The 26,193-nt window shown below is 55.5% G+C and carries 8 protein-coding genes and 1 tRNA gene; 6 read left to right on the top strand and 3 right to left on the bottom strand.

Features of this window, described 5'->3' with window-relative positions; genetic code table 11:
- Nucleotides 1-30: 30 nt before the first annotated feature.
- The 4 genes from WG219_01575 to WG219_01560 all read left to right on the top strand — a co-directional run bounded on the left by WG219_01575 (nucleotide 31) and on the right by WG219_01560 (nucleotide 3,050).
- On the top strand, nucleotides 31-726 hold the full coding sequence (locus tag WG219_01575) for an ABC transporter permease (GenBank protein ID WXL26202.1): 696 nt from the start codon (nucleotides 31-33) through the stop codon (nucleotides 724-726).
- Nucleotides 723-1,412, top strand: coding sequence for an ABC transporter permease (locus WG219_01570; GenBank protein ID WXL26201.1), 690 nt, complete (start codon nucleotides 723-725; stop codon nucleotides 1,410-1,412). The genes WG219_01575 and WG219_01570 overlap by 4 nt, the downstream gene beginning before the upstream one ends.
- Before the next feature lie 20 nt (nucleotides 1,413-1,432).
- Entirely contained in the window at nucleotides 1,433-2,695 is a 1,263-nt protein-coding gene (locus WG219_01565; protein WXL26200.1) for a methyltransferase, read from the top strand.
- A gap of 279 nt (nucleotides 2,696-2,974) precedes the next feature.
- Nucleotides 2,975-3,050 (top strand) — tRNA-Thr (locus tag WG219_01560).
- 294 nt (nucleotides 3,051-3,344) lie between these two features.
- Here the strand turns inward: WG219_01560 and WG219_01555 are convergent.
- Genes WG219_01555 through WG219_01545 form a run of 3 tightly spaced genes read right to left on the bottom strand, consistent with a single transcriptional unit; the run spans nucleotide 3,345 to nucleotide 23,551 of the window.
- Nucleotides 3,345-4,094, bottom strand: coding sequence for a SapC family protein (locus WG219_01555; GenBank protein WXL26199.1), 750 nt, complete (start codon nucleotides 4,092-4,094; stop codon nucleotides 3,345-3,347).
- A 24-nt stretch (nucleotides 4,095-4,118) separates the two neighbouring features.
- Nucleotides 4,119-5,768, bottom strand: coding sequence for a ShlB/FhaC/HecB family hemolysin secretion/activation protein (locus tag WG219_01550; protein ID WXL26198.1), 1,650 nt, complete (start codon nucleotides 5,766-5,768; stop codon nucleotides 4,119-4,121).
- Nucleotides 5,756-23,551, bottom strand: coding sequence for a leukotoxin LktA family filamentous adhesin (locus tag WG219_01545; GenBank protein ID WXL26197.1), 17,796 nt, complete (start codon nucleotides 23,549-23,551; stop codon nucleotides 5,756-5,758). Before WG219_01545 ends, WG219_01550 begins: the two co-directional genes overlap by 13 nt.
- 189 nt (nucleotides 23,552-23,740) lie before the next feature.
- Between WG219_01545 and WG219_01540 the strand changes: the two genes are divergently transcribed.
- Together WG219_01540 and WG219_01535 are read left to right on the top strand one after the other, a co-directional pair.
- Nucleotides 23,741-24,352 (top strand): response regulator transcription factor, encoded by a 612-nt coding sequence (locus WG219_01540; GenBank protein WXL26196.1) that lies wholly within the window; start codon nucleotides 23,741-23,743, stop codon nucleotides 24,350-24,352.
- Nucleotides 24,349-26,145, top strand: a complete 1,797-nt coding sequence (locus WG219_01535) for a hybrid sensor histidine kinase/response regulator (GenBank protein WXL26195.1) — start codon at nucleotides 24,349-24,351, stop codon at nucleotides 26,143-26,145. The genes WG219_01540 and WG219_01535 overlap by 4 nt, the downstream gene beginning before the upstream one ends.
- Nucleotides 26,146-26,193 lie beyond the last annotated feature (48 nt).

The following is a 26,193-nucleotide window of genomic DNA, read 5'->3' as shown; positions in this document are numbered from 1 at the left end:
GATGTGGCGGTGCAGGCTCTTGAGCATCACATGACTTTCGACCTCTACGGATTCGGCCCGGCACTTGCTGCTGGCACCCTAATGACCATCAAGCTGGCGCTCAGCGCGCTGTGCTTAGGTCTCGTGCTCGGCCTGCTCGGCGCCCTTGCCAAGACTTCTCCGTACAAGCCACTGCGCTGGCTTGGCGGTACCTATTCAACCATCGTGCGCGGCATCCCCGAGCTACTCTGGGTCCTGCTGATCTATTTCGGCACCGTGCAACTGATGCGCAACCTGGCGGACCTGCTCGGCATCGAAAGCCTTGAGCTGAATGCCTTTGCTGCAGGCACCATTGCCCTAGGCATCTGCTTCGGTGCCTACGCCACTGAAGTGTTCCGTGGTGCGATTCTGGCCATCCCTAAAGGCCATCGCGAGGCGGGTCTGGCCTTGGGCCTGTCCAAACCACGCATTTTCATGCGCCTGATCCTCCCGCAAATGTGGCGTATCGCCCTGCCGGGCCTGGGCAACCTGTTTATGATCCTGATGAAAGACACCGCACTGGTTTCAGTCATCGGCCTGGAAGAAATCATGCGCCGCTCCCAGATCGCCGTAACCGCGAGCAAGGAACCGTTCACCTTCTATCTGGTGGCGGCCTTTATTTATCTGGGCCTGACCGTTCTTGCCATGATCGGCATGCATTTCCTTGAAAAACGCGCCAGCCGTGGCTTTATCAGGAGTGCAGCATGAACTGGGAAGTCATCATCAAGTGGTTGCCACGCCTGTCTGAAGGTGCCCTGCTAACCCTGGAACTGGTCGGCATTGCCGTTATCGCGGGCCTTATTCTGGCCATACCGCTGGGCCTGGCTCGCTCGTCCCGTCATTGGTATGTGCGCGCAGTGCCGTACAGCTACATCTTCTTCTTCCGCGGTACGCCGCTGCTGGTTCAGCTGTTCCTCGTGTACTACGGCATGGCGCAGTTCGACGTAGTGCGTAAAAGCGCGCTGTGGCCATATCTGCGTGATCCGTACTGGTGCGCCGTCATCACCATGACGCTGCACACAGCCGCCTACATCGCCGAGATTCTGCGCGGTGCGATTCAGGCTGTGCCTCAGGGCGAGATCGAAGCAGCACGGGCATTGGGCATGTCCCACGCTCAGGCGATGTTCTACATCATCCTGCCGCGTGCTGCTCGCATCGGCCTGCCTGCATACAGCAACGAAGTGATTTTGATGCTCAAGGCCAGCGCACTGGCCAGCACCGTCACCTTGCTGGAGCTGACTGGCATGGCGCGCACCATCATCGCCCGCACCTACCTGCCGGTTGAGATTTTCTTCGCCGCCGGCATGTTCTATCTGGTGATCGCCTTCGTTCTGGTGCAGGCCTTTAAGCTGCTGGAACGCTGGCTGCGCGTTGACGCCTGCCAGGGCCGCTGATTGCATGAGGGGTCACCCTCATGCACAGTCACGCAATGCCTGATCACGACACTCATTCGGTACTCAGTGGCGCTGCTATACAGCAGCGCTTCAGTGCGCTTGATCAGTTCCTCACAGAGCATCAGGCACTGTGGCGCCCAAGGCCGTTCGTCCACCATCCAAATCTCCCATGGGAAAGTCGGCACCCAGAGTTAGGCCACTGGCTTCGCCAGCAGTCGCTGGAGCACGCCGAAGCAGCCCACAATCAACCGCACCTGCTACGCGGCGCGCCCGATCCATTTACGCAACTGGCAGCTCACGCGGCCCGACTCAGCCAGATTGGTGCGCATCCCCATACTGCTGCGATGGCCTACCCCGCTCGCCTGAGCAACGGCGTACCAGGGCGCAAGTGGCAACAGATCGACGCCTTCAGCCGCAGCCTCAGCTTTGCACACGCACCGACACACTGGCTCGACTGGTGTTCTGGCAAAGGCCATCTCGGCCGCTTGCTCGCCCGCGAAGGAGCACGCCTGACCTGCCTTGAGCATGACGCGCAACTCGTCGCCAGCGGCCAGCAGCTCAGCGACAAACTGGCCATTCATGCCCAGCACATTCAACAAGATGTACTCGCTTCCAACGCCGCCTCACGGCTCAGCGCAGAACACACACCAGTTGCCCTGCACGCATGCGGCGAACTGCATACCCGCCTGCTACAGCTGGCCAGTGAGTCCCGCTGCCAGCAACTGGCCGTAGCACCCTGCTGCTACAACCGCATCAGCACACCGCTCTACCAAGCGCTTTCACAGCCGGCTCAGCAATCCGCTTTGGTTCTGGATATCGACGACCTAGGCCTGCCGCTAAGCGAAACCGTCACCGCCGGTGCACGGGTCAGACGCCAGCGGGATCAGTCCATGGCTTGGCGCTTGGGATTCGACCTTTTGCAGAGGAAGATACGCGGAAAAAACGAGTATTTATCCACACCCTCACTGCCACTGTCGTACTTGGATAAGTCTTTTGAGGACTTCTGCAAATCCCTTGCGCAATTGAAAAATCTGCCGCCCCTCAGTCAGCAGAACTGGCCCGAACTTGAGCGACTAGGCTGGCAGCGCCTGGCCGAAGTTCGCAACCTTGAGCTGGTGCGCAATTTGTTCCGCAGGCCCCTAGAACTCTGGCTTTTGCTAGATAGAGCGCTATACCTGAGTGAGCAAGGCTATGGGGTAAAACTAGGTACGTTTTGCAGTTACACGGAGAGCCCGAGAAACCTACTAATGATAGCCGAACGCCATAACAACCACGCCCATTAATCTGTGGATAACTCTGTTGACAGAATCTTAACAATGCCACGGTTAAGGGCATGAAAAGCTCTTATGCCACAACCACAACAGAATGTAAGCATTCGATATTTCCATGCCCTTCAGACACTTAGCTGATCTCCGTTAAATTCATCACAAAACTCCCCACTCCAACCACCCTTCATCGCCTCATGTGTATAAGCATCTGAATCAATTTAAAAATTTCTTCAAAATCACCTCTTAAACGTCTTTACTCGGCCAACCAAATAGATATAATGCCGACCCACAGATGCCGGTATAGCTCAGCTGGTAGAGCAACTGACTTGTAATCAGTAGGTCCCGAGTTCGATTCTTGGTGCCGGCACCACAAATTTAAAGGCTCACCGAAAGGTGAGCCTTTTTTGTTTGCGCAGAAAAACTCTTAGGCTTAAGCACTCCGCTATTTAACAACCGAACGCCAGAGTAAAATTTGCTTTGTCAGTATCGGCCCCCTCAACAAGCCAGGAGTCAAACGAGACGACTCCAGGGCGAACTCGTTGAGGCGTAGTTCTTCCTCCCCCCTTACTAAAAATGCAGAAGGCAGGCCTGAAGTGTCTCAGAGCCTGCCTTCTTTGCATTACGTGAACTCGCATTCACCTATTGATGAAAACTTCCAATAAGATCAATGAAGCTGGGACGGAGCCTCAGCCTGCGGCTTGTTCTTGAGGAAGTGATCAAACAATTGGTTGGCATTGCCCAACGACATGAGATGAGCATAGATCCAGCCAAGGAAGCCGCGCTTGTGCAGATCAAGAATCTGTTCGTCGCTAAGCTCTGCAAAACGAGCCTCATCCACAGCATGAAAGTCGCGCAGTAGGAAGCTTTCGCCGCTCGTGTGAGTCAGTTGCAAGGTGCGCGGAACGAGCAGCTCTAGGTCGTTCAACGCTTTGACCAACTCGCGAGTACGCTCCATTTCATGGGTGAAATTCTGCAGGAACTGAATCATCTCATTGAGGTATTCGGTGTTTTCACCTTCACTGCTGAATAGCTCGCGGCCTTCTTCATGGTTCCAGCCGGCGTAGGCTTCATCGAAGCACACGGTGAAGTTGTCGGAGTCATCCTGAGCCAGCACGAACGGGTAACGACGGACAAACGCCGGCACGTAGGTGTTGGCTTGCCACTGCCCGGCTTCGTCCAAATAGCTGTTCTGGCCTTCAACCATGCCCAGCAGGGCAATTGGCATTAGTTGCTCGCCTTCACCGATAAAGACGATCGGGTAATGGCGCGCCGCCTGGAAGAACTCCAGACCAGCCAAAGGAACAAGGTGGGTGCCCGCAGCAAATGAGCAGTCAGCGGCCGGCTTAATTTTCAGGCTTTTGTGCTCGTCACGGTTCAGAGCCTTGATTTCTTTGTACAGCAACATGGTGGTCATTACGTCTTTCTTCCTAATTCATTGTTATCGAATGATCAATTGCGCCAGCAACTGCCCACTGTCTTGATCAGGTGTCACATCTTCCAAGGTGTTCGCCGCAACCACGCTCAGACTGACGCGGCGCCCCCAGTTGAAATTAAGTCCTATGCCGACACTCATCAGGTCAACATCGGACGTGCCCAGCTCCATCGCGCGACCGTAGTCAAAGAATACGAAGGGCTGCAGCATTTCGTTGTATCGCCAGTAGCCTTCAGCGTTAATCGTCACGCCCTGAGGCGAGGCAATCACCCCAGACTCATAGCCACGAACGCTGCTGATACCACCGAACTGGTACAAAAGCGCAGACGGCAGACTCTCACTATCTGTGGCAAATTGCCAAGACAGTCGTCCCACCAACTGATAATCCTCTTTAACCTCGCGGCTCAGGTAACCCATGCCGTTGAGCAACTGATAACTATCGCCTTCGCCATTGATGGCATTGTCCACTGATGCTTGGCGCAGACGCTGCTCATAGCGGCCGTACCAAGGCCCATCGCGGTACTCAAACTGGCCCTTGAGCACCACTTCATCCACATCTACTTCACTCAGCGGCACGCCAGCGATAGTCGACTCAGAGGTCTGATGGCTGTAGCCAATACCGCCCAGCAGCGTCCAGTGATTATCCACCCACCACGGCTGGTCATAACCGATACCGTAGGTAGTGGAGTCACCTTCGATATCCATGGTTGAGAAAGGTCCCTTCTCAACCGACATGGTGTTAGTGCCGGCCTCTACATAGGCCACACCGTTGTAACGGTTAACCGGACGACTGTAGCGCAGGCTTCCGTATTCCGAACCAGAGGTAGCAACTACTATGGCATTGAGCGCATCTGCCACCCCAGTAGGTGAAAACCAGGTCAGGCTACCGCCATACTGCTCGCGGCCAGTGCTTTCACTGCCGTAGTTGTTGAAGAACAGCGACCACTGTAGCGGATCAGGCTCGAATGCCTGAAGATCGACTCGAGTGCTACCAAATGCCTCTCCAGGTGCCAGGCCGGCGCTAACCTGCGGTCCTGGGGTTGTGCTGTTGAAGCGTGAGATGGCTGCCACCAGCGCGGCGCTGTCCAGGGTTTCACCTGGCGTGATGCCAAGACGATCGCGGTAGAATGACTCGTCCACATGCTGGGGCGCATCCTGCCAGCTCACGCCGTCCACCTTGGCTTCGATCAGTACAATACTGAGCACACCATTGCTGACGTTCTGCGGCGGTACCACAGCGCGAGCCGTCAGTTGCCCAGCCTGTTCATAGATCGCATTGATCTTGCTCAGCAGCTCATTGATGTCTTTGAAGCTGATCTCACGCCCCACATAGTCAGCAGCCATCGCCTCTAACCGCGACTTTTCGATGAACACCGACGGGTTGAAGTGGATGCCCTTGAGCTCAAAGCGCTCGTCCGCTGAAGGTAGTTCCTGCGAAGGCGAAGCTTCACCTTGTAGGGCCGGCACTTCAATGCGCCGGGCACGCTCCTCAATCTCTTGCTGACGCTGGATAAGCTCCTGCTGGTTACGTTGCAGATTCGGATCAATTTGCCCCGGAATACCCGCTGGGATTGGTGTAGCAGCCTGCACTTCGGCTGCTACCAACAGCGCAAGTACACTTACCCCTGCCAGACGACCCATGATCAAATTTCCCACTTGCTTACCTCTTCACTGGTCGAAGGCTTTTCAGGCATGTTCAGGTTGATACGCATACTGGCTGGCTGCTGCTGCCAGTTAGCAACCCAGCCACCACCTGGTACACGCAGCGCTGCAGCACTGAGTAACGAGGCCAAGCGAGCCATCAGGTACTCGCGCGAAACAAACTGCTCGCTATAACGGGCAGCAGTCATACCCTGATAGAGCAGACCGCTATTACCCTCATGATCCTCCATAAAGTTAGGCAGCAGCACCTGATGGGTGAACGCACGGTGCAGTACATAGGCATTGGTGGTGCTGGTCAGCTGGTTCTGGGAGAAGCTGAAGGCACCGTCCGGTTCATACAGTTGAACATCTGCACCGTTCAGATAAGCCGGCCCGGCGTTATTCATCAGCACCACCGCCTGCGACGTTTGCAGACGCATGCGCTGCACGCCCTGAGCATCCAGGATTTCCAGCTGATCGCCACCGGTCTGCAACTGGATATCAGTCGCGTGCAAATAAGGAATCAGCACTTGGTTGGCCTGCAGACCGAGGACCAGACGATCAGCAATGCTGTTGGCGCTACCGGTGATGTTCAGGTTCAACTGACCGGCACCAGTATGCTGGCCGTACAGTTCGATATCTTGTGCATGTAGGTCAAGGCTCTGACCGATACCGGCATTACCCACACGAATCAGACGACCAGACCACAAGCTAATGCTCGGAGCACGGATCTCATCAATGAGGATACTGGCATCGCTGGCCACGCCGTCACGCCAGCCGGCCCGGACGGTAACTGCCTGATCAGAGGCCAGCTCAGTACCTCGGGTATCCAGCAGGCTGTCGAGCATTACTTGACCGGTTGCAAGTAAACGCTCGAAGAAGATCTCGTCGTCCGCGTACCAGTTTTGCGCCCCGCCGCTGCGGCTGTTATTGACGCGGATGGCACCACGGGCCAGAAGATCAACGTCTGCGCTGGCGCTCAGATCACCGAGGCTCAGATTAAGGCCGTTGGCGGAAATACGGCCGTTGGCGGCACTGATAACCGGTGCACTGATATCGCCGGAGGCATTCAGCAGCACATTACCGAGGGTAGCTGCACCACCAAACAGGCCGCTGGACTGAATGCCCGTGCCCACGTTGATGTCGCCACCACGGGCAGTAAGGCTTACCGTACCGCCTGCCTGCAGTTGAGTCAGGTTAATGTCCTGTGCCGCCTGCCAGCTCTGATCGCCACCGCTGCGGCTGGTGCCGACGCGGATCAGACCCGCTGCCTGCAAGCCAACATTAGCGCTGGCGGACAGATCATCCAGACTCAGGTTCTGACCGTTAGCGCTGATCTGACCATTAGCGGTGGTGATCGTCGGCACACGGATGTCACCCGTAGCGGTAAGCTGCACATCACTATTAACCGAGTTACCGCGGAAGCTCCCGGTAGAGTTGATGCCAGTTCCGATGGTGATGTTGCCGTTGCGTGCGTTGATGCTTACCGCACCGCCGGCCTGTACACCCTCGGTGAGATTCACCCCGGCACCAGAGTTGACCACGACATTGCGACCGGCCTGGATGCCTTGCAGGTCAACCATCCCCCCCACGTTGAACGTTAGATCACGGCCAGCCTCAGCAATACCAGTGATATTGAGGTCACCACCAAGCCCCACGTTTAGGTCATTGCCCGCACGCAATGTATATGTGCCACCAAACTCAACGTTATCGATGGTTAGCGTGCCGTCTCCGATGATGCTCACGGAACCATCAGCATCCACTTTAAGACCGGTGATGTTGCCGTGGCCTTGCTGAGCATTGCCGGTGGCTTGTAGGAATACATCACCCAGCCAGCTCTGAACCCGCCCGAAGGTCACATTACGGCCAAAGATTTCCAGCAGCCCATTGGCCTCGGCGTTACCGCCTAGCACATCGCCGTCCGCACGAATCAGCAGGTTAGCGCCGGAACTCAGGTGTGTCGGCACCAGCACATTTGGCGTGCTCGGGTTAGCCAGTGGGCCAAAGTGGATATTAGCCAGCGAGCCAGCTGCGGTGGTCAGCTCCATATTGCCGCCACTGATGCCAGTGCCGATGCGCAGAGCATTTGCAGTGGTATGAATATTCAGCGTGGTCGCAGCGCTGACGTTGCCCAACTGAGCACCACCGGCTTTAACCTGCACGCGCTTGGTAGCGCTGTGCAGTTCATCCGCACTGAACGCCCCACTGACATCAACCAGGACATCGCCCTGCGCGGTATTGGCTGTGCCCAACGCTAAGTTGGCACCAGACAGATCAAGGTCAAGCTGGGCACTGAGTGTGTCAATACTGACGTTGCCACTACCATCCAGCTCAACTTTATCGGTACGGCTGGTAACTGAGTCTAGGGCTACATTTCCGGCGCTGGTCAGGAATTGTCCAAGTGCACTGGTTAGAGACCCGCCCAGGGTGCCATTGAGCAACATAAGGTACAGCGCACCCTGGCTACTGGTGATGTCCACTTCGCGCCCAGCAACCCCGACCTTCCATGTTTGACTACCGATATCACCATGGCTAAGCAGGGTCAGGAGGTTGCCCGCTTTCCAGCTTTGGCCAGCCGCATTGGCACTCAACAGCCGGGCCTGAATATCAATATTGCCTGAGGTGTTATTAGCAAACACATTGCCCAGTGTGGCTGTGTCAGCTACACGAGCAAAAATACCATTGGCAGTTGTCAGGTTAGTGCCAGAAGCCATCGTCCACTGGTTGCTCAGCGCCAGCGCTAGGCTGCCCAACGACCAGTTGGCGTATTGCAGCAGGTCGCGAGTCTGGGCGATATCGAGCAGACCATCGACCGAAACCGCGCCAAAGTTGAGTGTACCGGCAGCACTGGCTGCACCTTGCAAACCGCCCAGATAAGCATTGCCATCGATATCCAGAACAATCTGCTGCCCCAGACCAGAGGTGCCCAGTTGGACGCGATCAGTGAACGTTCCAACGTTGCCACTGACCGTCAGATTGATGTTGCCACCCAGCAGGTTTTCACCCATCTGGCTAGAAGAGTACAAGTTACCGCCCACGACCTTCAGGTTAAGCCCGTTAAGACCAATTAGGCGCTGGATGTTCAGATCACCGTGCGCAGTCAGGTTAAGGGTCTGAGCACGAGCTGTCAGGTCACCTTTCACCTCAATGTTAAGCGAGCCCTTGCCGCCAATTGCGCCAGAAGAAGCCTCCAGCAACACATCGTTGCCTTTAAGCACAATATTCTGGCCGTTGGCGCTTTCGATGCTGCCGTTGGTTTTAATGTGAATGGTGTCGCCCTTCACGTTGTACAGGTTCAGGTCGCGCTCACCACCGAGGAACACGTCACCAACCGCAGTAACCGAGAGGTTGCCCCTTGCCGCCAAGTTGATGTCGTCACGCTGAACAATACGCAGTTTGGTCTTGTCATTCGGATCATCAAAGTACACATCATCATGTTCAGCCGCCGCCAGCGCTGCCAATTGTGCGGTGGTCAGATTCTCAATACCGACACTCAGATCGACCAGCACATCTGCATCCAGAACCCGACCGATACGGTTGGCTTCGAGGGTAACGTTGTTACCTTCGATATTGAGCTCTTCAACCTTGACCTGAGTGTTGGTGCCACGGTTGAGCAGGGCAGAAGAGATCGAGAACTGCAACTGCTCCGGTGTCCAGCTGGCTGTACTTTCCAGCATGGCGGATTCCGTTGCGCTGAGCTGGTACTTAAAGCTTGCGTCATAGCCTGTACCCATGCCGAAGCGGTCGTGCAACGCATTGTATTCAGCTGCGCGACGCAACTGCTCCTGATCAACCTGCGCATCAGTCCAACCCATCTCCTTAAGCTGGGCAATCTGTGAGGCTGAGAGCAGGGCCTGACTTTCATCAAAGACCTGAACCAAACCATTGGCGCCGGTACGCATCTGCCAGTAACGCTCGTAGCTGCGCTGGCCGGCATCAATCAGGATTTGTTTCTGTTCGGCCAAAGCCGCCTCAGCAGCCGTACCGGTCAATGCCATGTCACTCCACAGCGCCTGCAGTTGCTCCAGCGTGCGGGTGTCGTAAGTCAGGGTCGAGTTGGCATCAATCAGATCACCGGCAGCCACTTTCAGGTGGATATCGCCACCGGCGATAACGCGGTTAACCGCCAGATCACCGCTGGTTTCATTGAGGAAGATGCCGCCGGAAGCGCCAGCAGTCAGGGCAGCCACGCCAGACATAGCACCGCTGGCATAACCGCTGTCGATATTCAGCAGTTTGTTGCTGGCGCCAATGCTGCCGTAAGCGGATTGCAGGTTGATCGAGTAACCCTTGACAGTTGTTCCGTTGGCAGCAGTGATATTACCCAGCGCACTCAGGCTGATATTGCCGCGCCCGGACTCCAGTTTCGCCAGATTCACGTTACCGATAGCCGAAAGGTTCAAATCACCCACGGTGGTGCTAGCGGACAGGTTATTGCCCACTTGTACACTCACGGCCTTGCCATCGCTTCCAATGCCGGTAGCAGCCTTAAGATTCAAATCCTTGGCCGAAATCACCAAGTGATCAGCGTTCTGCAACAGACTGCCGCCGCTGGTGATATTAACGGTACCTGTTGGGTTCAGAATGGAGCCCAGCAGGGTGACCTCAGTGTTGGACGTAACATTGACTAGGCCTGTGTCACTGCCGATAAAGCTGATATTGATCGGCCTGTCAGCACGCACCTCGTGGCGATTGATAATCCGCTCACCCTGCACAGTGGTTTCTTCCAGCCAGCTGCGCTTCTCGTGGCACCACAGGAACCATGCCTCACAGGTGGTCCAGGTGCTGGTTTCCACATTAGGCGTACCGTCATTGTAGGTCGTACTGGTCTCGGCAATCTGACCCGGAGTACCCCAATAACCGCTGGACATGTAATCAGCACCGTCAATCGGCACCTTAACCGGGTCCGTGTAGACGTCACGAGACCACAGCGTGCCATCACCACTAGGGAACAAGCCCCAGACCTTATCTTTGTACCAGGTTTCGACAGTCGTGGTGGTTTGCTTCTGGCCAGTCAGCCATACGTAGCCACGCCCAGCAACCGGGTTGAAGGTGGTATCGCGGCCAGTCGTAACGTAGGTTTTTGCGGCGGTATCGATATCCTGGCTGTAGCCTTGACGCATGTTCACCACATAGCTATTGCGGCCAGCATCAAAGTCACGGGTGTAGACGGTCGACCAAACCACCTGCTTGCCGCTGACCGTGCGGACATCGTTCAGACGCAAGGTGCCGTGGGTTTTCATGCCCAGGTCAAGGGTATTGAGGTTCAGCTTGTAGCCGCTGTTATTGACAATCTCTACCTGAGAGAAACCATCCAGCACTTTAAGCTGGCCGTTGCCAGTGCTCATGATGTGGCCGCTGAGCTCCATGTAGCCGCCAGCCACCTCAACACTGTCCATAACCAGACTTTCAGTCAGGTAGTCATAGCTGTAACCGAGGATGCCGTTTCGCACGTCACTGCTCACCAGCTGCAGGTAGCGCTTGCCGGTGGCCTTATATGTCTTGCGACCTTGGTCGATCCGGGCCGCGAGATCCGTGCCTATCGTGGTTTTCCAACTGGCAGCGCCACTCTGGATTGTGCCGTTGATATTCAGATGCTGGGCGCTAATCACAACGTTATTAGCCGCCACAGTGGACTTAGTGGGTTGGCTCAACGTAGTACCGGTGCTACCCGCCGGATCCCCGCCAACATGGTAGAACGGCGAATCGGAGTTCAGCACAAAATCCCGACCAGAGCTGATTTCGACCGTTTTGCCACGTATATCTGCGTTGGAATAGATGCTGCCGTAGGCCGCCGTGACACTCACCAGCCCGCGCTGGTTGAACAGCCTGCCGTTGATGTAGATATCCGGTGCCGGTGCGCGCATACCATCAGCACCCACCACCCCTGTTGCAGGGTTATAGGTGTTGATCACACTAATCACAGGCTCCGCAGAACTGGCGGATAACTGCAGGTTAAACGCTGCCCCAGTCTGACGGTTAGCCGCATTGATTTGAGCAAGGCTGGTCATCGCGGTGTTGTTAAACAGCAGCTGCCCGCCTTCGTGGTAGGGAATCTCCAGACCGCGGATATCAAGGAACGCCGAACTGTTGTTGACCACTTTGATAGAGGCATCGCCAGGCGCGCGGAGCTTGCCACTGCCTACCAGGGAATCAGCCACAACCCTTACATTACCGGGCTTGGCCAGTAATTGATCGAGCTGGAAGATGTAGATTTTGTGGTCTTTCGCTATAGAGCCTGTGCCATTTCCGCCCATTTCCTGATACAGCCGATTCAACGTCACCTGCAACAGATTGCGCTCGGCTTCCATGGCCGTTTTCTCGATGGGAGAAATGCCATAGTTGGTCAGGTTCTTGTTGATCTGCTCAATACGTGCAGTGATGAACTGTGAGTAAGTACCCTCGGTCAGGCGATAGGTGATTTTGTCATCACTGGTGGTGACACTCGGCCGTACTACAAGCTTGTCAGTTTTGCTCAGGTTCAACTGAGCCAGCTCTTGCAGAGTCTTTTCCTGACCGTTGACCCAATAGGTCAGGCCATTGATGGTCACAAAGCGGTTATTCAAATAACCGGAATTGATGTTGCCATTGAGCGTAGCGACTGCCGTGTGAACGTTAACGCTGGAGCCACCTGTGCGCTCCACCGCCAGGCCAACAGCATTCAACGCTTCGGTGTAAAGGTCTTTGGCCACACCTTTACCAGTCAGATTGCCGTAACCCTTATCCGCGTGAACATACACGTCCCCCACGCTGTTGACGTTAGCACCGGCGGCCACCGTAATCTGCGCGTTACGTTGATAGCGGGCATCCGCGCCCGGATCATTAGTGACCGGGAAGGCAGTGTTGTTCCACAAGTCAGTGATCGCTACCAGTCTTGCCTGGTTCGAGCCACCAGCCAAATCCTGGCCGGCATACAGTTTTACATCGCCATAGCCCAGCAGAGTGCTGCCGGCTTTAACGTTGACATCATAGTTGGCCACCACACGTGCCAGCGTCTGGCCCATGGCTGCACCGGCCAGCCCCCAGGTTTTCCCTGCACTGTGGGTGTCAATATCGTATTTGCCGCTGGCGCTGATAATGATGTCACCAATGCTCTCTAACTGCGCATTAGTCTCGATATCCACAACTGCGCTGGCGCGGGTGACATCGACCTTGGAGTCCGCTTTAGCAATGGCAATAGCACCGCCGCTGTCGAGCTTAACGCGGTCACGGGCGAATACGTCATTGAAAGCCGAAACTTTAAGGTGCTGTGGCTCACGGAAGTCCCCAGACAGGTCCACAATCGCGCCGCTACCTACACGGCTCAGTGTATTCATGCTGATCGTTGACTCGCTCAAAGCAGCTGCCGCATTCAGCACACCACCGGAGCCCGATTTAACGTTGTAATCAGTACTCGCTGCTTTAACTACTTTACTCGTCGCACTCTGCTCATATGCCTCAGTCAGAATCTTCGAGTTAGCCAGCAACAGGCTCTCGGTGGTCAGGGTGACTTTATTCTTAGCATGAGCACCACTGGCCCCAATAAGCGAGGCGTTGATGCTGTCAACAAAGGCATTGAAGTTAGAGGTGTGCAGAGCGCTGAGATCAACGCCGGCAAAACGGGCGATGGTGTCGCTGCCGGCACCGACTGCAAAAAGTTGCGCGCGGGTTGTACCGTCATCACGGGTATTGGCAATCGACGCCGCCCCGCTGACCAGGCCGCCCTGACCTGACTGAGAACGCGCTTCGTTATCCACCGTGGAGGTAGCTGAAACGTTCAGGAGTTTAATGTTGCCATCAAACACACCATTGATCAGAGCCTGAGTGGTGGTGGTGGACAGGGCTTCAGCAACGTGAGCCCCCACAGTCAGCAGGCCGCCAGCATACCCTGTGGTTTTCGCACGCTGATGCACTTCACTGGCAGCGCGCAACGCCCAATCACCACCGGTGCCGACAAAACGGGTGGTGTTGGTGCTTTCAACCAGGCTGCTGCTTTCGTTAACCGCACGGGCAACCACCGCATTGGCGGAAATACCAATACCACCGGAGACCCCCAGCGCATCAACCAATGCACTGCTCGCGCCATCTTGACGCCCAACATGGGCAAAGATGTCAGCGCTCTTGGCAGTCAACACCGCAGCGCTACCTAGGCTGACTTTTGCCGTGGCTTTAGCCAACGCATCCGCTACCGTTGCACCCGCTGACAAATAGCCGCCCAAAGCAATACCCAAGCTGCTGGCCTTCACTTTCGGACTGGCTGTAGCCGTCAGGCTCAATGCATTTGCCGCGTTGAGTACCGCATTTTGGCCAACGTCGATAATGGCAGTGCTCTTATCACGGGCGAGCAAAATGCTGGCATTCACACCGGCGCCCAGGCCACCTGCTGCACCACGCCCTATCAGCTCAACCGGGCCCTGCGAGGTGGCATCCAGCTGCAGATTACCGCCTGATTTAAGCTGAGTGCCGGCCCCAACACTGGTCTTAACTACGCTGTCATGCGCTGCGACACCCAGCACCAGCCCGGCACCTGCCCCAAGACCTGCGGCTGCCCCCAGAGCCTGAACCTTGATTGACTGTTTGTCTTCGGCCAGCGCTTTGAGCAAGCCCGTGGTCGTCACCGCACCGTTAAGTGCAACGTTGATTTGATTATTCAGGACAGCAGCGCCCACAGATGCACCCAGTGCAGCCGAGAAACCCGCCGTACCGCTGAGGCTGTGCACTTCAACAGCAGGGCTGCTGTTGAGATTGCCCGACTTCGCGGAGATATCCAGCGAAGCCGCCTTGAGCGAACCACCTGACAGTTCCGCATTAACCCGTGCATTAGACAGTGTCAGGCCGAATGCACCACCCACAGCAGATCCACCGCCCACGGCAGCACCCGTCAGGTTGCGGCTGTAGAGTTTGTCCTCTGCGACAATGGTACTAGCGCCGCTGGTATCGATGGTGCTGCCACTGACCTTAGCCAGGGTCTCGTGCTTGCGAGTGCTGCTAGCCGATAAACGATCGCCCAAGCTGGCTTTATTGCTGTCACCGTTTACACGGTCTTGAGTCGATTTGTCAGTTTTGCTGACCAGTTCGTACTGTTGAGTGGTTTCGTTCCACTGATAGTCGTCGTAAGTCAGATCACCTGTTTTCCCGGCACCCGCCAACTTATCAGACTGACTCAGAGAGCCATTACCACCTTTGTTCAGCTCATCCAACGCATTGTAGCTTTGACCACCAGCACTCACGCTGGCGGCGCCGGAACCCAGCAACAGAAGGCCCAGACTACCGCCTAGTCCGCTGCTCATCCCCACGGAACCGGTAACGGTATTGAGAACAACATCTCCTTCGCGCAACGCTTTCAGGTTGAACTGACTACCATGCAGCGCAGAGCGGTCGAATAGAGCGCGGGTGCCGCTGTTGGCCACCAGCACGTTGGCGCTGGCACCGTAACTACTGCTGCCCACGGCGGCCGAGCCAACGTTATTGCGAACCTTGAGGGTGTCCTTAGCCGTAATGGTCAGGTTACCCAGTTTGCGGGCCTCACTACCAAAGTTGACTTGGCTTGCACCCGCTTCAGTGGTTGTTTCAACCACAGTGACGCCAATCGAACCGGCTACGGCCACACCGCCGCCACCGGCACTGGCAACTTTCAAGGAGATGTCCGTGCTGTTAGTGGCACTGATCTCAGTGTTGCCACTGAAAATATTAATCCGGGTGCCCGCCGCATCACTGAGCATCTTCCCGATCCAGGCACGGGTAATGCTCTGGTTGTATAGGGTGACTACAGCACCACCAACTGCAACCCCACCACCGCCAATGCTGACTGCGTTGGGAGCGAGGCTCTGCTTGGCATTAGCACTTACCTTAAGTGAACCCACATCAAGCTGGCTCGTGCCGCTAATGCGGGCGTCAGTGTCACCCTTCAGGATCACTACGCTTGAAGAAACGCCCGGCGCAACAATGCCACCGGCAATGCTGGCAATGATCGTGGACGCATACTGATTGGAGCCGGCCAGTACTTCTGTCTTGCCCTTACTAGCTAGAGTCACGTCATTGAGGCGCGCCTGTGTCTGACGCGAGATGATGACGTTATCCACTGCGCCAGCGACTGATGCCGCCGTTGGCCCTGCAGCCACTGCCCCCAAATAGCCCGCGGTGTAACTGTGGCTGTTAGCGCCTACGCGTACATTCTGTGCAGCCCCCGCGCCACTAACCTGGTTGATCTGCGCCGCGTCGATGTAACCCAGCGTGCTTCCGCCCAACACGGTCGTGTTAATCACACCTGAAACGGCAGCACTGGCCAGCGGCGTTACCGCCACGCTGGCGGACAGAACGATCTGCCCAACCTGCTGAATCGAGCTTGCTTGTACAGCCAAGCCGGTGATGTGGTGTTGCTTAATCGACAGATTTGGATAGGGGTTGAACTGCTCAGCCTTAAACCACTCGTGGCTATCAGACGGCGCATTGTTCAGCTCGCCACTGTCCACCAGCATCGTGTCAGTTGTGCTTTTGCCCAGTGCGCTGACCTGTGTCCCAGCACCACTTATATAGGCTTTGGTATTGGTCTCGACCACATTGACTGTGACCAGCGCCGAGACCGCTGCGGTACCTGCGCCGGAGCCGACCGCTGCCGAGCCCAAGATACTGTCAACGTTACGGGCGCTGACCGCAATGTTGTTTTGTGCAACGACCTTGGCACCACCAGCAATGTAGGCCTCAGTAAGAGTCTGAATAATGTTGGTAGCCGCTACGGTCGCCACTCCGGCAGCACCAGCACCACCACCGGCCGCAAAGCCAGCGATAATGTTAGCTGCGGAGTTGGCATCCAAGCGCAGATTAGTCAGGGCCCAACCCGAAGCGAGATTGCCAGTCAGGCGGGCTTTGATCTCGCTGTCTACCCGATTGATCGCAGTGCCCACACCGACGGCTGCGGTTCCCGCACCGGCAAATCCGGCAGAGCCTGCTTGTATAGCAGAAGTATCACTGGCCAGAATTTCCAGCTTGCCGGCCGTACCGCCGCTGTTGACCACTTCAGCCGTAGTTTTGGCGGCAATGTTATTGCTGGTGTTAGCGACGGCTACGCCAGCAGAGCCACCGCCCACGCCGGCCACCGCCAGTGTGAGGATATTGCCGTTGGTATGGGCCTTAACAGTAGCGTTGCCCGCACCCAGCGTCAGGGTACTGTCGACGATACGTGCAGTACGTTTTTGATTAATGGTGCTGACCGCGATTGACGCCCCAACCCCTGCCGTACCAGCCCCCTGCCCAGTACCGGCAAGGGTTTTGATATCGGTTTTGCCACGGGTGACGTCGACGCTGACTGATCCTGCCTTAACGACAGCCCCTTTAATTTCAGCGCGTTCTTCACCATCGACCACGTTGATCGCGATCGAACCGCCGACTGCAGCCGTACCGCCACCACCACCCGCCACTGCCGCCGAACGAATGTTAGCGGATCCACCACTGGCGAGCGTCAACGCTCCACCGATTGTCAGATCGCCGCCAATCACCTCAGCCAGGCGCTTAGACAGAATAATGTTGTTGGTGTTGGCGGCGCCCACCGCCACCTTGCCGCCACCGGCGAAGGCACCGGCCAGGCTCCAGATGGTGCGGTCGCCCAACGCAGAGGACAGGCTAAGCGCGCCCACATTCACCGTACTGTTTTCAATGGCCGAGCGCTCGGTGCCTTGCAGCACGTTGCTGGTCGAAGACCCCATCACCGCCACTTTGCCACTGCCACCACCGGCAATTGCAATGGCGTAAATAGCCTGCTTCGCGCCGCTGTTGAGCGTGGTATTAGAGAAACCACTGATCTCGCGCGCGTTTCGAATCAGCGCAGTGCGGTTAGCACCAATACGGTTAACCGAAATAGCACCACCGACAGCCGCTTGACCGCCGCCCTTTACCGAACCCGCAAGAGAAGCGATCTTCAGGCCATTGCCCGAGGCCGCATCAAGGCTAAGCGTGGTCGTAGGGCCCGAGGAAACCAGACGGCTGTTGTCGACCAACACCTCGTCTTCACCATCAATCACGTTGACGACGATGGAGCCACCGGCACCGACATCTTTACCGCCGGCAGCATCTACCGCCACACCCCATATTTCGCCGTCCAAAGACGACTTCAGGCTAGCCGAGCCGGTCAGCGATACATCGCTGTTGGTCAAGCGGGCGCTGCGTTCAGCAAGAAGCAGGTTGACTGCTACAGCACCGCCTACCCCCGCCTGACCGCCTGCAGCGGAGATATTGAAGGCAACCGATTTAATGCTTGCGCCCAAATCCGGCTGGCTGGCGCTGATGAAAAGATCACGCCCAGTCAGCGTCGCACCGGTCAGCAACGCACGGGTAGTGTCGTCAATTCTGGTGTAACTGAGAGCACCACCGATAGCCGAGCCATCCGCCGACCCCTGACCGGACAACGCCGCTGCCATGATCTTACTTTGCATCGCAGCTGCGATAGTCGCGTCACCCAGCAGGCTGTACGTACCGTTTTGTACAGTGGCAGCAGCGGTTTGCTCCATATCGTTAATGCTGATGGCACCACCAACTGCCGCATTATTCATGCCGACCGCAATGTTACCGGCAAGCGAGTAAGCACCGCCGCCTTTGGTCGCCGTGACCGTTAGGTTATTGGCAGTGAGGGTCTTGCCGGTCATATCGACGTTGGCATTGATCCGGCCACGGCCTATTACCGCCGTGCTTGATCCGGACACAGCATTTTCTTTAGAACCAGCCGCACCAATAGCCGCAGACAGCACCGTGGTGCTGTTAGCGGCGCTCACATTGAGGTCGCCAGTAAGATCCACAGTGCTGTTGGCCACACTGGCAGTGTAGTCACTGCCGGTATAGACGATGCTGACCGCCCCGCCCACGGAGTTTTTTCCGGAACTAGCCGCAACATTACCAGCGATCGCCAGCACCGCTTCACCAGCTAGAGGGCCACTAAAGAGTAGGTGATCGTCGGTCCCTTGTGTTTTTGGGGCGCCATCCTCATCGAACAGACTCTTTTCGGTGTCCATCTTGCCGTTGATCTGGCCCGCGGTTTCGCTGCCATCCAGATCCAACCCGGTATGACTAAGAGCAGTCAGACCCGCCTGTTTAAAGACGCCGTCCAGCGCCGACATGCCGGCCACGCTCTGCGCCTTAACATTGACCTCCCCCCCAATCAGAGAGGAGTTGCCTTTATCAGACTTATCAACCTTGGCACGCACGTCATTGTCGACAACGACCACTGCTATCGCGCCAGAACCCGAAGTGCCGTCTTGCCCCGTGGTGACAGCCACAGCAACGGCCCCAGCCAATACACGGGCTGCGGTGTTAGCCGAGACATCCAGACGTTTAAAACCGGTGGCAGTACTGCCCAGCCAGTCGGCTGTCAGGCTATTTTTCTGCACGGCCAGCACCAACGATCCTCCGGCACTGGTCGCCGAACCTTGACCGCCGGTTGCCAACGAGAATGAGCCGCCACCTAGCAAGGTGCGGCTGCGGTCGTAAGCATTGACCGCAATACCCTGGCTCTCGGCCACGCGCTGATTGATAACACTGTCGAGTACTAAGGCAGAGGTGGTGTTTGTAATCACCCCTCCTGACACGGACATCGATACCGCGGTATTGGATTGGCCAGCCGTGGCAACTGCAAGCCCAAGCCCCATAGCAACCTGATCACCGGCACTGGCGGCCTGCACCTTCAACAAATCATTGTTATTAAGCGTGACGTTCTTCAGGTGAGCTTCGGTGACGTTGAACAAATGGTTGTAAGCCATTGCGCCGGCAATGCCTGCACTGCTCTGAGCCTTCTTAGTTCCGACCAGTGTGATGGCACCAGCACCAGAACCACTGAGCTGGTTCGTATGATTGAGCGACAAGACCGTAACTTTGCTGCCTGCACTTGGCGTCCGTGGGTCAAGAACAATGTCACCTAAGTGTGCACGGGTTTTCTGGCCTACGACGTTGATGCTTCCGGAGCCTGCAAACGCAATTGACTGCTTGGTCTGACTGTTACCTGGCATTTCATCGCTAAGCAGCCCTTCGAGCACCGATTTAATCTTGCCAGGCGCATCAACGATTGCATCTTTAATATTGCCAGCTGCATTTTTAGAAGCCGTGAGACTATTAAGCAGCCCTGCCTTACCTACGCCTGCGGCATCTCCAGTGATCACCCCGGTAATCGCCTGTAGCAGGCCTTGCCCGATACCCGCAACCGAGTCCACCAGCCCTTGGTCACCACTTTCATTTTGCGCTTTTTTCTGCTCGGCGGTTTCATCAGCCGTACGAGCCACTGCACCCGCAATGCTGAAGGCGCCTACCTGGCCGTTGCTGTCTGCATTGACCAATACCTCATCAGCAAGCCAGGTTGCCCGTCCATTCCCCGCGACTCCAGCGCCCAGCGCATTATCGCTATTGCGCAGGCCACGGTTGTCACCCACCAGCGCCTGGATATCCGTATTGACAACGTTAAGAGCAATCCCAGCCCCAACGCCGGTTTCATCGGAAATCGCTAACGCGCCCGCTGCCGTCCACAACCCCAGTTGATGCTCTGCCTTTATACCAACCTGGTCAGCCTCAACACGGGTGCTGTTATGAATGGAGGCATTAACGTCTGAGTTGACCGCACTGACTACAATGGAGCCGTTACCGGCGGTACTAACCCCTTTACCAGCTGAAGGCGAGACGCCAATAATCAACTCTTCCTGAAGGGCAGTTACATCGACACGCTTAGCTTTGATCGTACTGTTCGCGCCAATACCCGCGCTGGCGTTGTTATTGGTAACCTGAACGTTGACATTGCCCCCAACAGCTGTACCACCTGAACTACTACCAAACAGAAGCAGGGCGATGTTGCCGGAAATTCCCAACTGCTGAATGTGGTTAACCGCACCGATATCCACAGCCGAATCCCAGTCCAAGGCAAACTCACGCAATGCCTTGCGCGCTTTGTCCTCATTACCGTCTTCGTCATACAGCTTCGGCAGGTAAGCGAAAGGATTCTTATACCAGTCATTACCGCTAGCGGTCGCCGTCAGGGTGACGTAGTCACCGACCCAGGCCTCTGCGTCAATGTTCGTAACCAATGACGACACAGAACCCGCGATACCGGCCTCTTCACCTTCTGTATTGGAGTTCGCGTAAGAAGTGCCAATTTTCCCAGGGATAGAAACCAACGCAGGAACGTGAGTTGTTAAATTATCGAAAACGGCACCTAATGAGTTCCAGCGGTCGAGTCCTGCGAAATCCAGACTCTGAACGTTGCGCGCAGCCACACCGATATGCGCAGCCTCAACCGCAGTATGATTGCCGATCAAGGCCCGGGTTTTTTGGGTCAACTGATTGTATGAAACCGCCACGCTGACGCTTCGAGCGGTGCCGTCGCCGTTATCTTGGTCCGCTAGAACAGAACTCTCGGCAGTATTGTGCAGACTGCGCTGCTGCTGCAGCGCAGTTACAGCCATATCACCTCTGAGAGTGATATTTTGCTTCTGGGCTAGGCTACCCCCGCCGATCCGCGCTTCCACCTGGTGATCAGCTATAGACACGGCTACCGCTGAGCCAACACGCAGCTCGCTAGGAGCCAACTTACCCTCAGGTAGAATTTTCTTACCCAGCCAATGAGACTTGATGTAATCCCCAATCGAGGTGGTAAAGGCTTTAAAGTCCGCTTGCGACAGGATTTTTGCCTGAAGGCTGTCCAAAAATCCTTTACCAGCTTGAACCATCGCGGTGTTGGACTGCTCGGCCACCATATTCACTGCATTGACACTCAGCGAGTTGGCATTGATCAAATCAGCATTGAATAAAGCGAACGTGTCGCTGTTGTACAACGCCAAGGCTACCCCTGGCCCACCTACAGCCCCCTGACCTGTACTTTTGGACGACGCCTTATTGCTCAGGAGCTGCTCAGTGATGGCGTTCACCGTCACATCACCTTTAACCCCCGCGAGATTGGCATTACGCGCCACAGAAGCGATCGTTGTCAGATCTGTATGCGCCATACTGAATGCAGCTGACCAAGTCGTGCTATTGCTCGGCGCAGTGTATTTCTTAGTATCAGGGTCAAAAGTCACGCCTGTACCATCACGCGTGGTTGAGGCGGTACCTTCAATTTTCAGAGTGTTCTGACTATGAGCCTGTACTGAAAGGTCTTCAGAGGTAAGTCTTGCAGCATCAACGACCTCCACTTTGGTCTCACCACTGAGTCGACCATAGGCAATACCTGCGTTGAACGGCAGTTTGGAGGTAATAATCGGCAGAGAAAAATTCGCTGTATCCACATGGCGAGTGGCGTCAGCAGCCAACATCAAGTCAGCAGAAGCAGCAATATTAGCTGTGCTTGCGACAGTCACCCGCGAAGACGCATCGGCTACCGCAAAGGTGGCGTAAGGGAGGATACTGATAAACTCACTGAAATCAGCCAGTGATGTGGTGCTTGGAATACTTTTAACGGTGGCAAGTGCATCCACCAATTGAGCGTAAACGTATTGTGCAGCGCTGGCGTCATCTAACGTGCTATCGGCAGCTTTGACCTTGTCAATTATTGCCGTCAGCTCCACATCACTGAACAGTGATTTGAGCAATCCGGACTCGATACTGGCGATTGCCTCGGAGTGCGCCGTAATGTTTTTACCGGTAAGAATACCGGCGATCTCAATCGAGGCATCAGCCCTGGCATAACCGCCCGATTGTTTTTCAACGGCCCGCGCTTCAAGTGTAATATTGCCTGCGCTGGAGGCGACACTATGCCCCGCATTCAACTCAGCGTTGCTGGAAATTTTAATCTTCGCAACATTGTTTTTAGAGGCGCTCTGACGGGTAATCTCCGCCTTGAGGTCAGCCACATTATCGATCTTAGAGCCATCCGCCTTGGCAGCCACAAAACTCTGGTCGGTGTAAGCCTGAAGGTCGATATTTCCTGATGTCTTCGTAACGTCGTCGGCACGGGTAATGATCTTACCCGACCAATCTACTTCCAGATCCGGTGCGCTGACCACCACATCACCACCAGCGCCATCGGCCATCAGCGCCTGCAGGTCACCGTTGATGTACGCACTACTCTTGCCGACGATAGTGATAATGCCATCCTGGCGCACCGCTGCGGTCGCATCTACCAGGCCGGCAGTGTTAACTGTGGCATTGAATATCTTGGCACCGGCATTGACCGCAGCAGTGTCAGTAATAATGGCATTAGCGGCAAACAGATTGACCGAGCCGGCACTATTGACCTTGCCCTCGATTTTGACCTCGCCGGTTCCTCCAATGTACTTACCCGCCATAATGTCGGCAGCCAGTTTATCGGCCTCAGCAGCGTTATTGCTGCGGTTAATAACCGCCGCCATTTCCTGCATCTGAGTGTTGCTGGGGGTTGTAACGGTCAGCGTGCCGACGTTAACCACACCGGAAGCGCCCACCACCATGCCATGCGGGTCAGCAAAGATGATGTTGCCACCGATCTTGCCGTCTTTAAGGCCATTAAGGGTGCCGTTGATGACTGTTTTGGAGTCATGCACCAAGTTGACCAGATTATTGGCATTGCTAGGTACATGCAGGTTAACGGTATTACCTTGGCCCACTTCGAACGTACCGAACGAGTTAAAGCCGGTACTACCTTTAACCGTGGTCGTTGTGATGTTAGTGACTGCACCAGAGGTGGCGATATTTGTGCCAGTGCTTCCCTGCGTGGACAGGCTAATGTTAGTCACACCGGCATCAACGGCCCATACAGGGGCGCTGCCGAGCGCCACAGCCAGCGCCGTAGCAATCTGGCTCGGACGAAAATCCTCAAAGGAAGCACCCTTCTTTTGGCTGGATGGGGCTACCGCTTTCGAGCGACTTTTAACCGACATATCGACGCACCCTCTGTAACGAGTATCAATGATATAAAGCCTGCCGCGCTGCATTCGGAGCGTTAAATCGGCACGGGCCTTAAAAAGGATTTGGTAGGAGAGAACATTAGTCGGGTCACGCAAACGGAACCATAGTCCATTTGGACTGAACGCTTGCTAGACGCACGAGCGTACGATTGAATAGCCGACATGACGACTCATATCTTACTTATCGACGATCACGCACTTTTCCGCTCTGGGATCAGCATGGTCTTAGCCGCCGGCATGGGTGACGTCAAAATTTCAGAGGCGGAGTCGCTGGAGCAAGCACTGCTACTCTCGGACGATTGCTTCGATCTCGTGTTGCTCGACCATCAGCTTGGGGGTCTTAATGGCCTGGACGGTATCTCGTTACTAAAACGCAGATGGCCGGAGGCAAAAGTACTGATGGTGTCGGCGATACAAGACGCTCATATTCAAAAAGAGGCCATGGATCGGGGGGCGCAAGGCTTTATCAATAAAGCCGAAAATCCTGCACGGATGCTGGAACTACTTGCACAAGTGCTTGCAGGGCATTTACCGGCTCCTGCTATGCCAACTCGCTCATCCCCATCCACGACAGCAACCATACGCCTAAGCCCCCGACAAACCGAGGTATTGGAGCTGCTATGTCTTGGCCTGCCCAATAAATTGATTGGCCGACGCCTTCATCTTTCGGAAAACACAGTGCGCGGGCACGTACAAGCTATTTTGCAGGCGATGCAGGTTTCCAGCCGTTCTGAGGCTGCCTTTGTTGCACGCCTCATGGGACTGATTTCTTGACTGACTCGCCTCAATTTGCTGATTTAGAACGTGATGTCCGCGTTGAACAAGTGCAACTGGTATTTCGCGGCATCAAAAACTCTTTTTTTATGGGCACCGCGTTGGCACTGCTGCTGGTGACGTTCTTTCAATCACCAGATAAGCAAAAGGCGCTTGTGACTTGGCTTAGCGCCATTATATTCAGCCGCCTGTTATGCGTAATTTATGCTTGGATCGCTCTACGCAAAGGAATAACCCATAACAACAGCTCAAGGCATATCGTCGTCATGAGCGGCCTTAAAGTCATAGACGGATTGGCGTGGGGTTCACTAGCGTGGGTCATGATGGGTCAGTCCAGTCTGACTGATCAATTGCTGACGATGGCTTCGCTGGCAGGCGTCAGCGGCAATGCTGTGTCACTTCTGGCCCCGGTTCTTCCCCTTTACCTGAGCATGCAGATTGCTCAACTTGCAGCGATAAACAGCAAACTTTTCCAACTCTACGACAGTTCATTTACGGCACTCGCCATCGGCTGCACGCTTTTTGTGGCTGGCCAGGCAGGTCAAGCACTACTGGCGCAACGAACCTCTCGCCAAACCATGCGGCTGCGTTTTGAGAATCTAGACCTCATTGAGCGACTTAGGATCGAAAGCCACAATGCCGAACAACAGCGCGGCAAAGCAGAGGAAGCCAACCGGGCCAAATCCAAGTTTCTCGCCGCAGCCAGTCATGACTTACGCCAACCCGTTCACGCCCAAGAGCTGTTCCTTGAGGTGTTGTCCCGCAGTGACCTTAATGATCAGCAACACAAGATTTTGAACAATGCTCGTGCCGCAGGCCAAGCTTCAGCACAAATGCTCAATACATTGCTGGACTTTTCGCGTATCGAAGCAGGCGTTATTGAGCCGAAACTCAGCGCATTCAGACTTCAACCTCTATTTAACAAGCTCGAAAACGAGCTCGGGTCTTTGGTCGACAGTAAGGATATTGTTTATCGATGCCGAGAGACTCGGCTGGCGGTATATTCCGATCCAGACCTGCTTGAGTTGATGCTGCGAAACCTTATCACCAATGCAATTCGCTACACCCATAGTGGCGGCCTGCTCGTTGGCTGCCGCAAGCGTGGTGACAACGTCATGATCGAAGTATTCGATACAGGAATAGGCATCGAACCTGATCATCAGCGTGAAATTTTCCGAGAGTTCCACCAGTTGGGAAACCCAGAGCGGGACCGACTCAAAGGGCTGGGGCTGGGGCTTGCCATTACAGAGGGGCTTGCACAGTCACTCAATCATAAGCTTACGCTTTCATCCAAACCAGGACGCGGTAGCGTCTTCAGAATCAGCCTGCCGCTAGCATCACCCGCCGACATTAAGGACAGTTACAACCACCTGCAGGGCGTCCAACTCCAAACCGGTCTCTTGCGTGGTTTAAAGGTGCTAGTCATTGAAGATGACACTCTGGCGCTTAACGCCTTGGTCCATCTACTAACAGATTGGGGATGCATTTGTAGGGCTGCTGAAAGTACCAACGAGGCTCTGGATCTCGTCACTCAATGGACTCCACAATTACTGATCAGCGATTACCGTTTACGTGGAAACCAGACTGGAGCACAGGCCATATCCCGTCTAAGGGCCAAAGTGGGCTCTGAACTTGCTGCCCTCATCATCACCGGAGACACCGCACCTGAACGTCTTCGGGAAGCCCTAAACAGTGGCGCTCATTTGCTTCATAAGCCCGTACCGCCAGGTGAGCTATATAAAGTGCTAACGACCATTATGACTGCCAATAATACCCAGCCGTGCCATACCTAGCAGCCAGAGAAAGCGAATTCAATCAGGCTGTAAGCCTTAGCTGGATCA

It is taken from the genome of Pseudomonas mendocina, from assembly GCA_037482215.1.
GTDB lineage: Bacteria > Pseudomonadota > Gammaproteobacteria > Pseudomonadales > Pseudomonadaceae > Aquipseudomonas > Aquipseudomonas mendocina_E.
The sequence above is the reverse complement of the archived record's forward strand: the minus strand, read 5'-3'. Positions and strand labels throughout refer to the sequence as shown.

Excerpts from the sequence above, each read along its gene's own strand:
- WG219_01555 (WXL26199.1), bottom strand. The coding sequence starts at position 4,094 with ATGACCACCATGTTGCTGTACAAAGAAATCAAGGCTCTGAACCGTGAC.
- WG219_01565 (WXL26200.1), top strand. The coding sequence starts at position 1,433 with ATGCACAGTCACGCAATGCCTGATCACGACACTCATTCGGTACTCAGT.
- WG219_01545 (WXL26197.1), bottom strand. The coding sequence starts at position 23,551 with ATGTCGGTTAAAAGTCGCTCGAAAGCGGTAGCCCCATCCAGCCAAAAG.
- WG219_01575 (WXL26202.1), top strand. The coding sequence starts at position 31 with ATGACTTTCGACCTCTACGGATTCGGCCCGGCACTTGCTGCTGGCACC.
- WG219_01540 (WXL26196.1), top strand. The coding sequence starts at position 23,741 with ATGACGACTCATATCTTACTTATCGACGATCACGCACTTTTCCGCTCT.
- WG219_01570 (WXL26201.1), top strand. The coding sequence starts at position 723 with ATGAACTGGGAAGTCATCATCAAGTGGTTGCCACGCCTGTCTGAAGGT.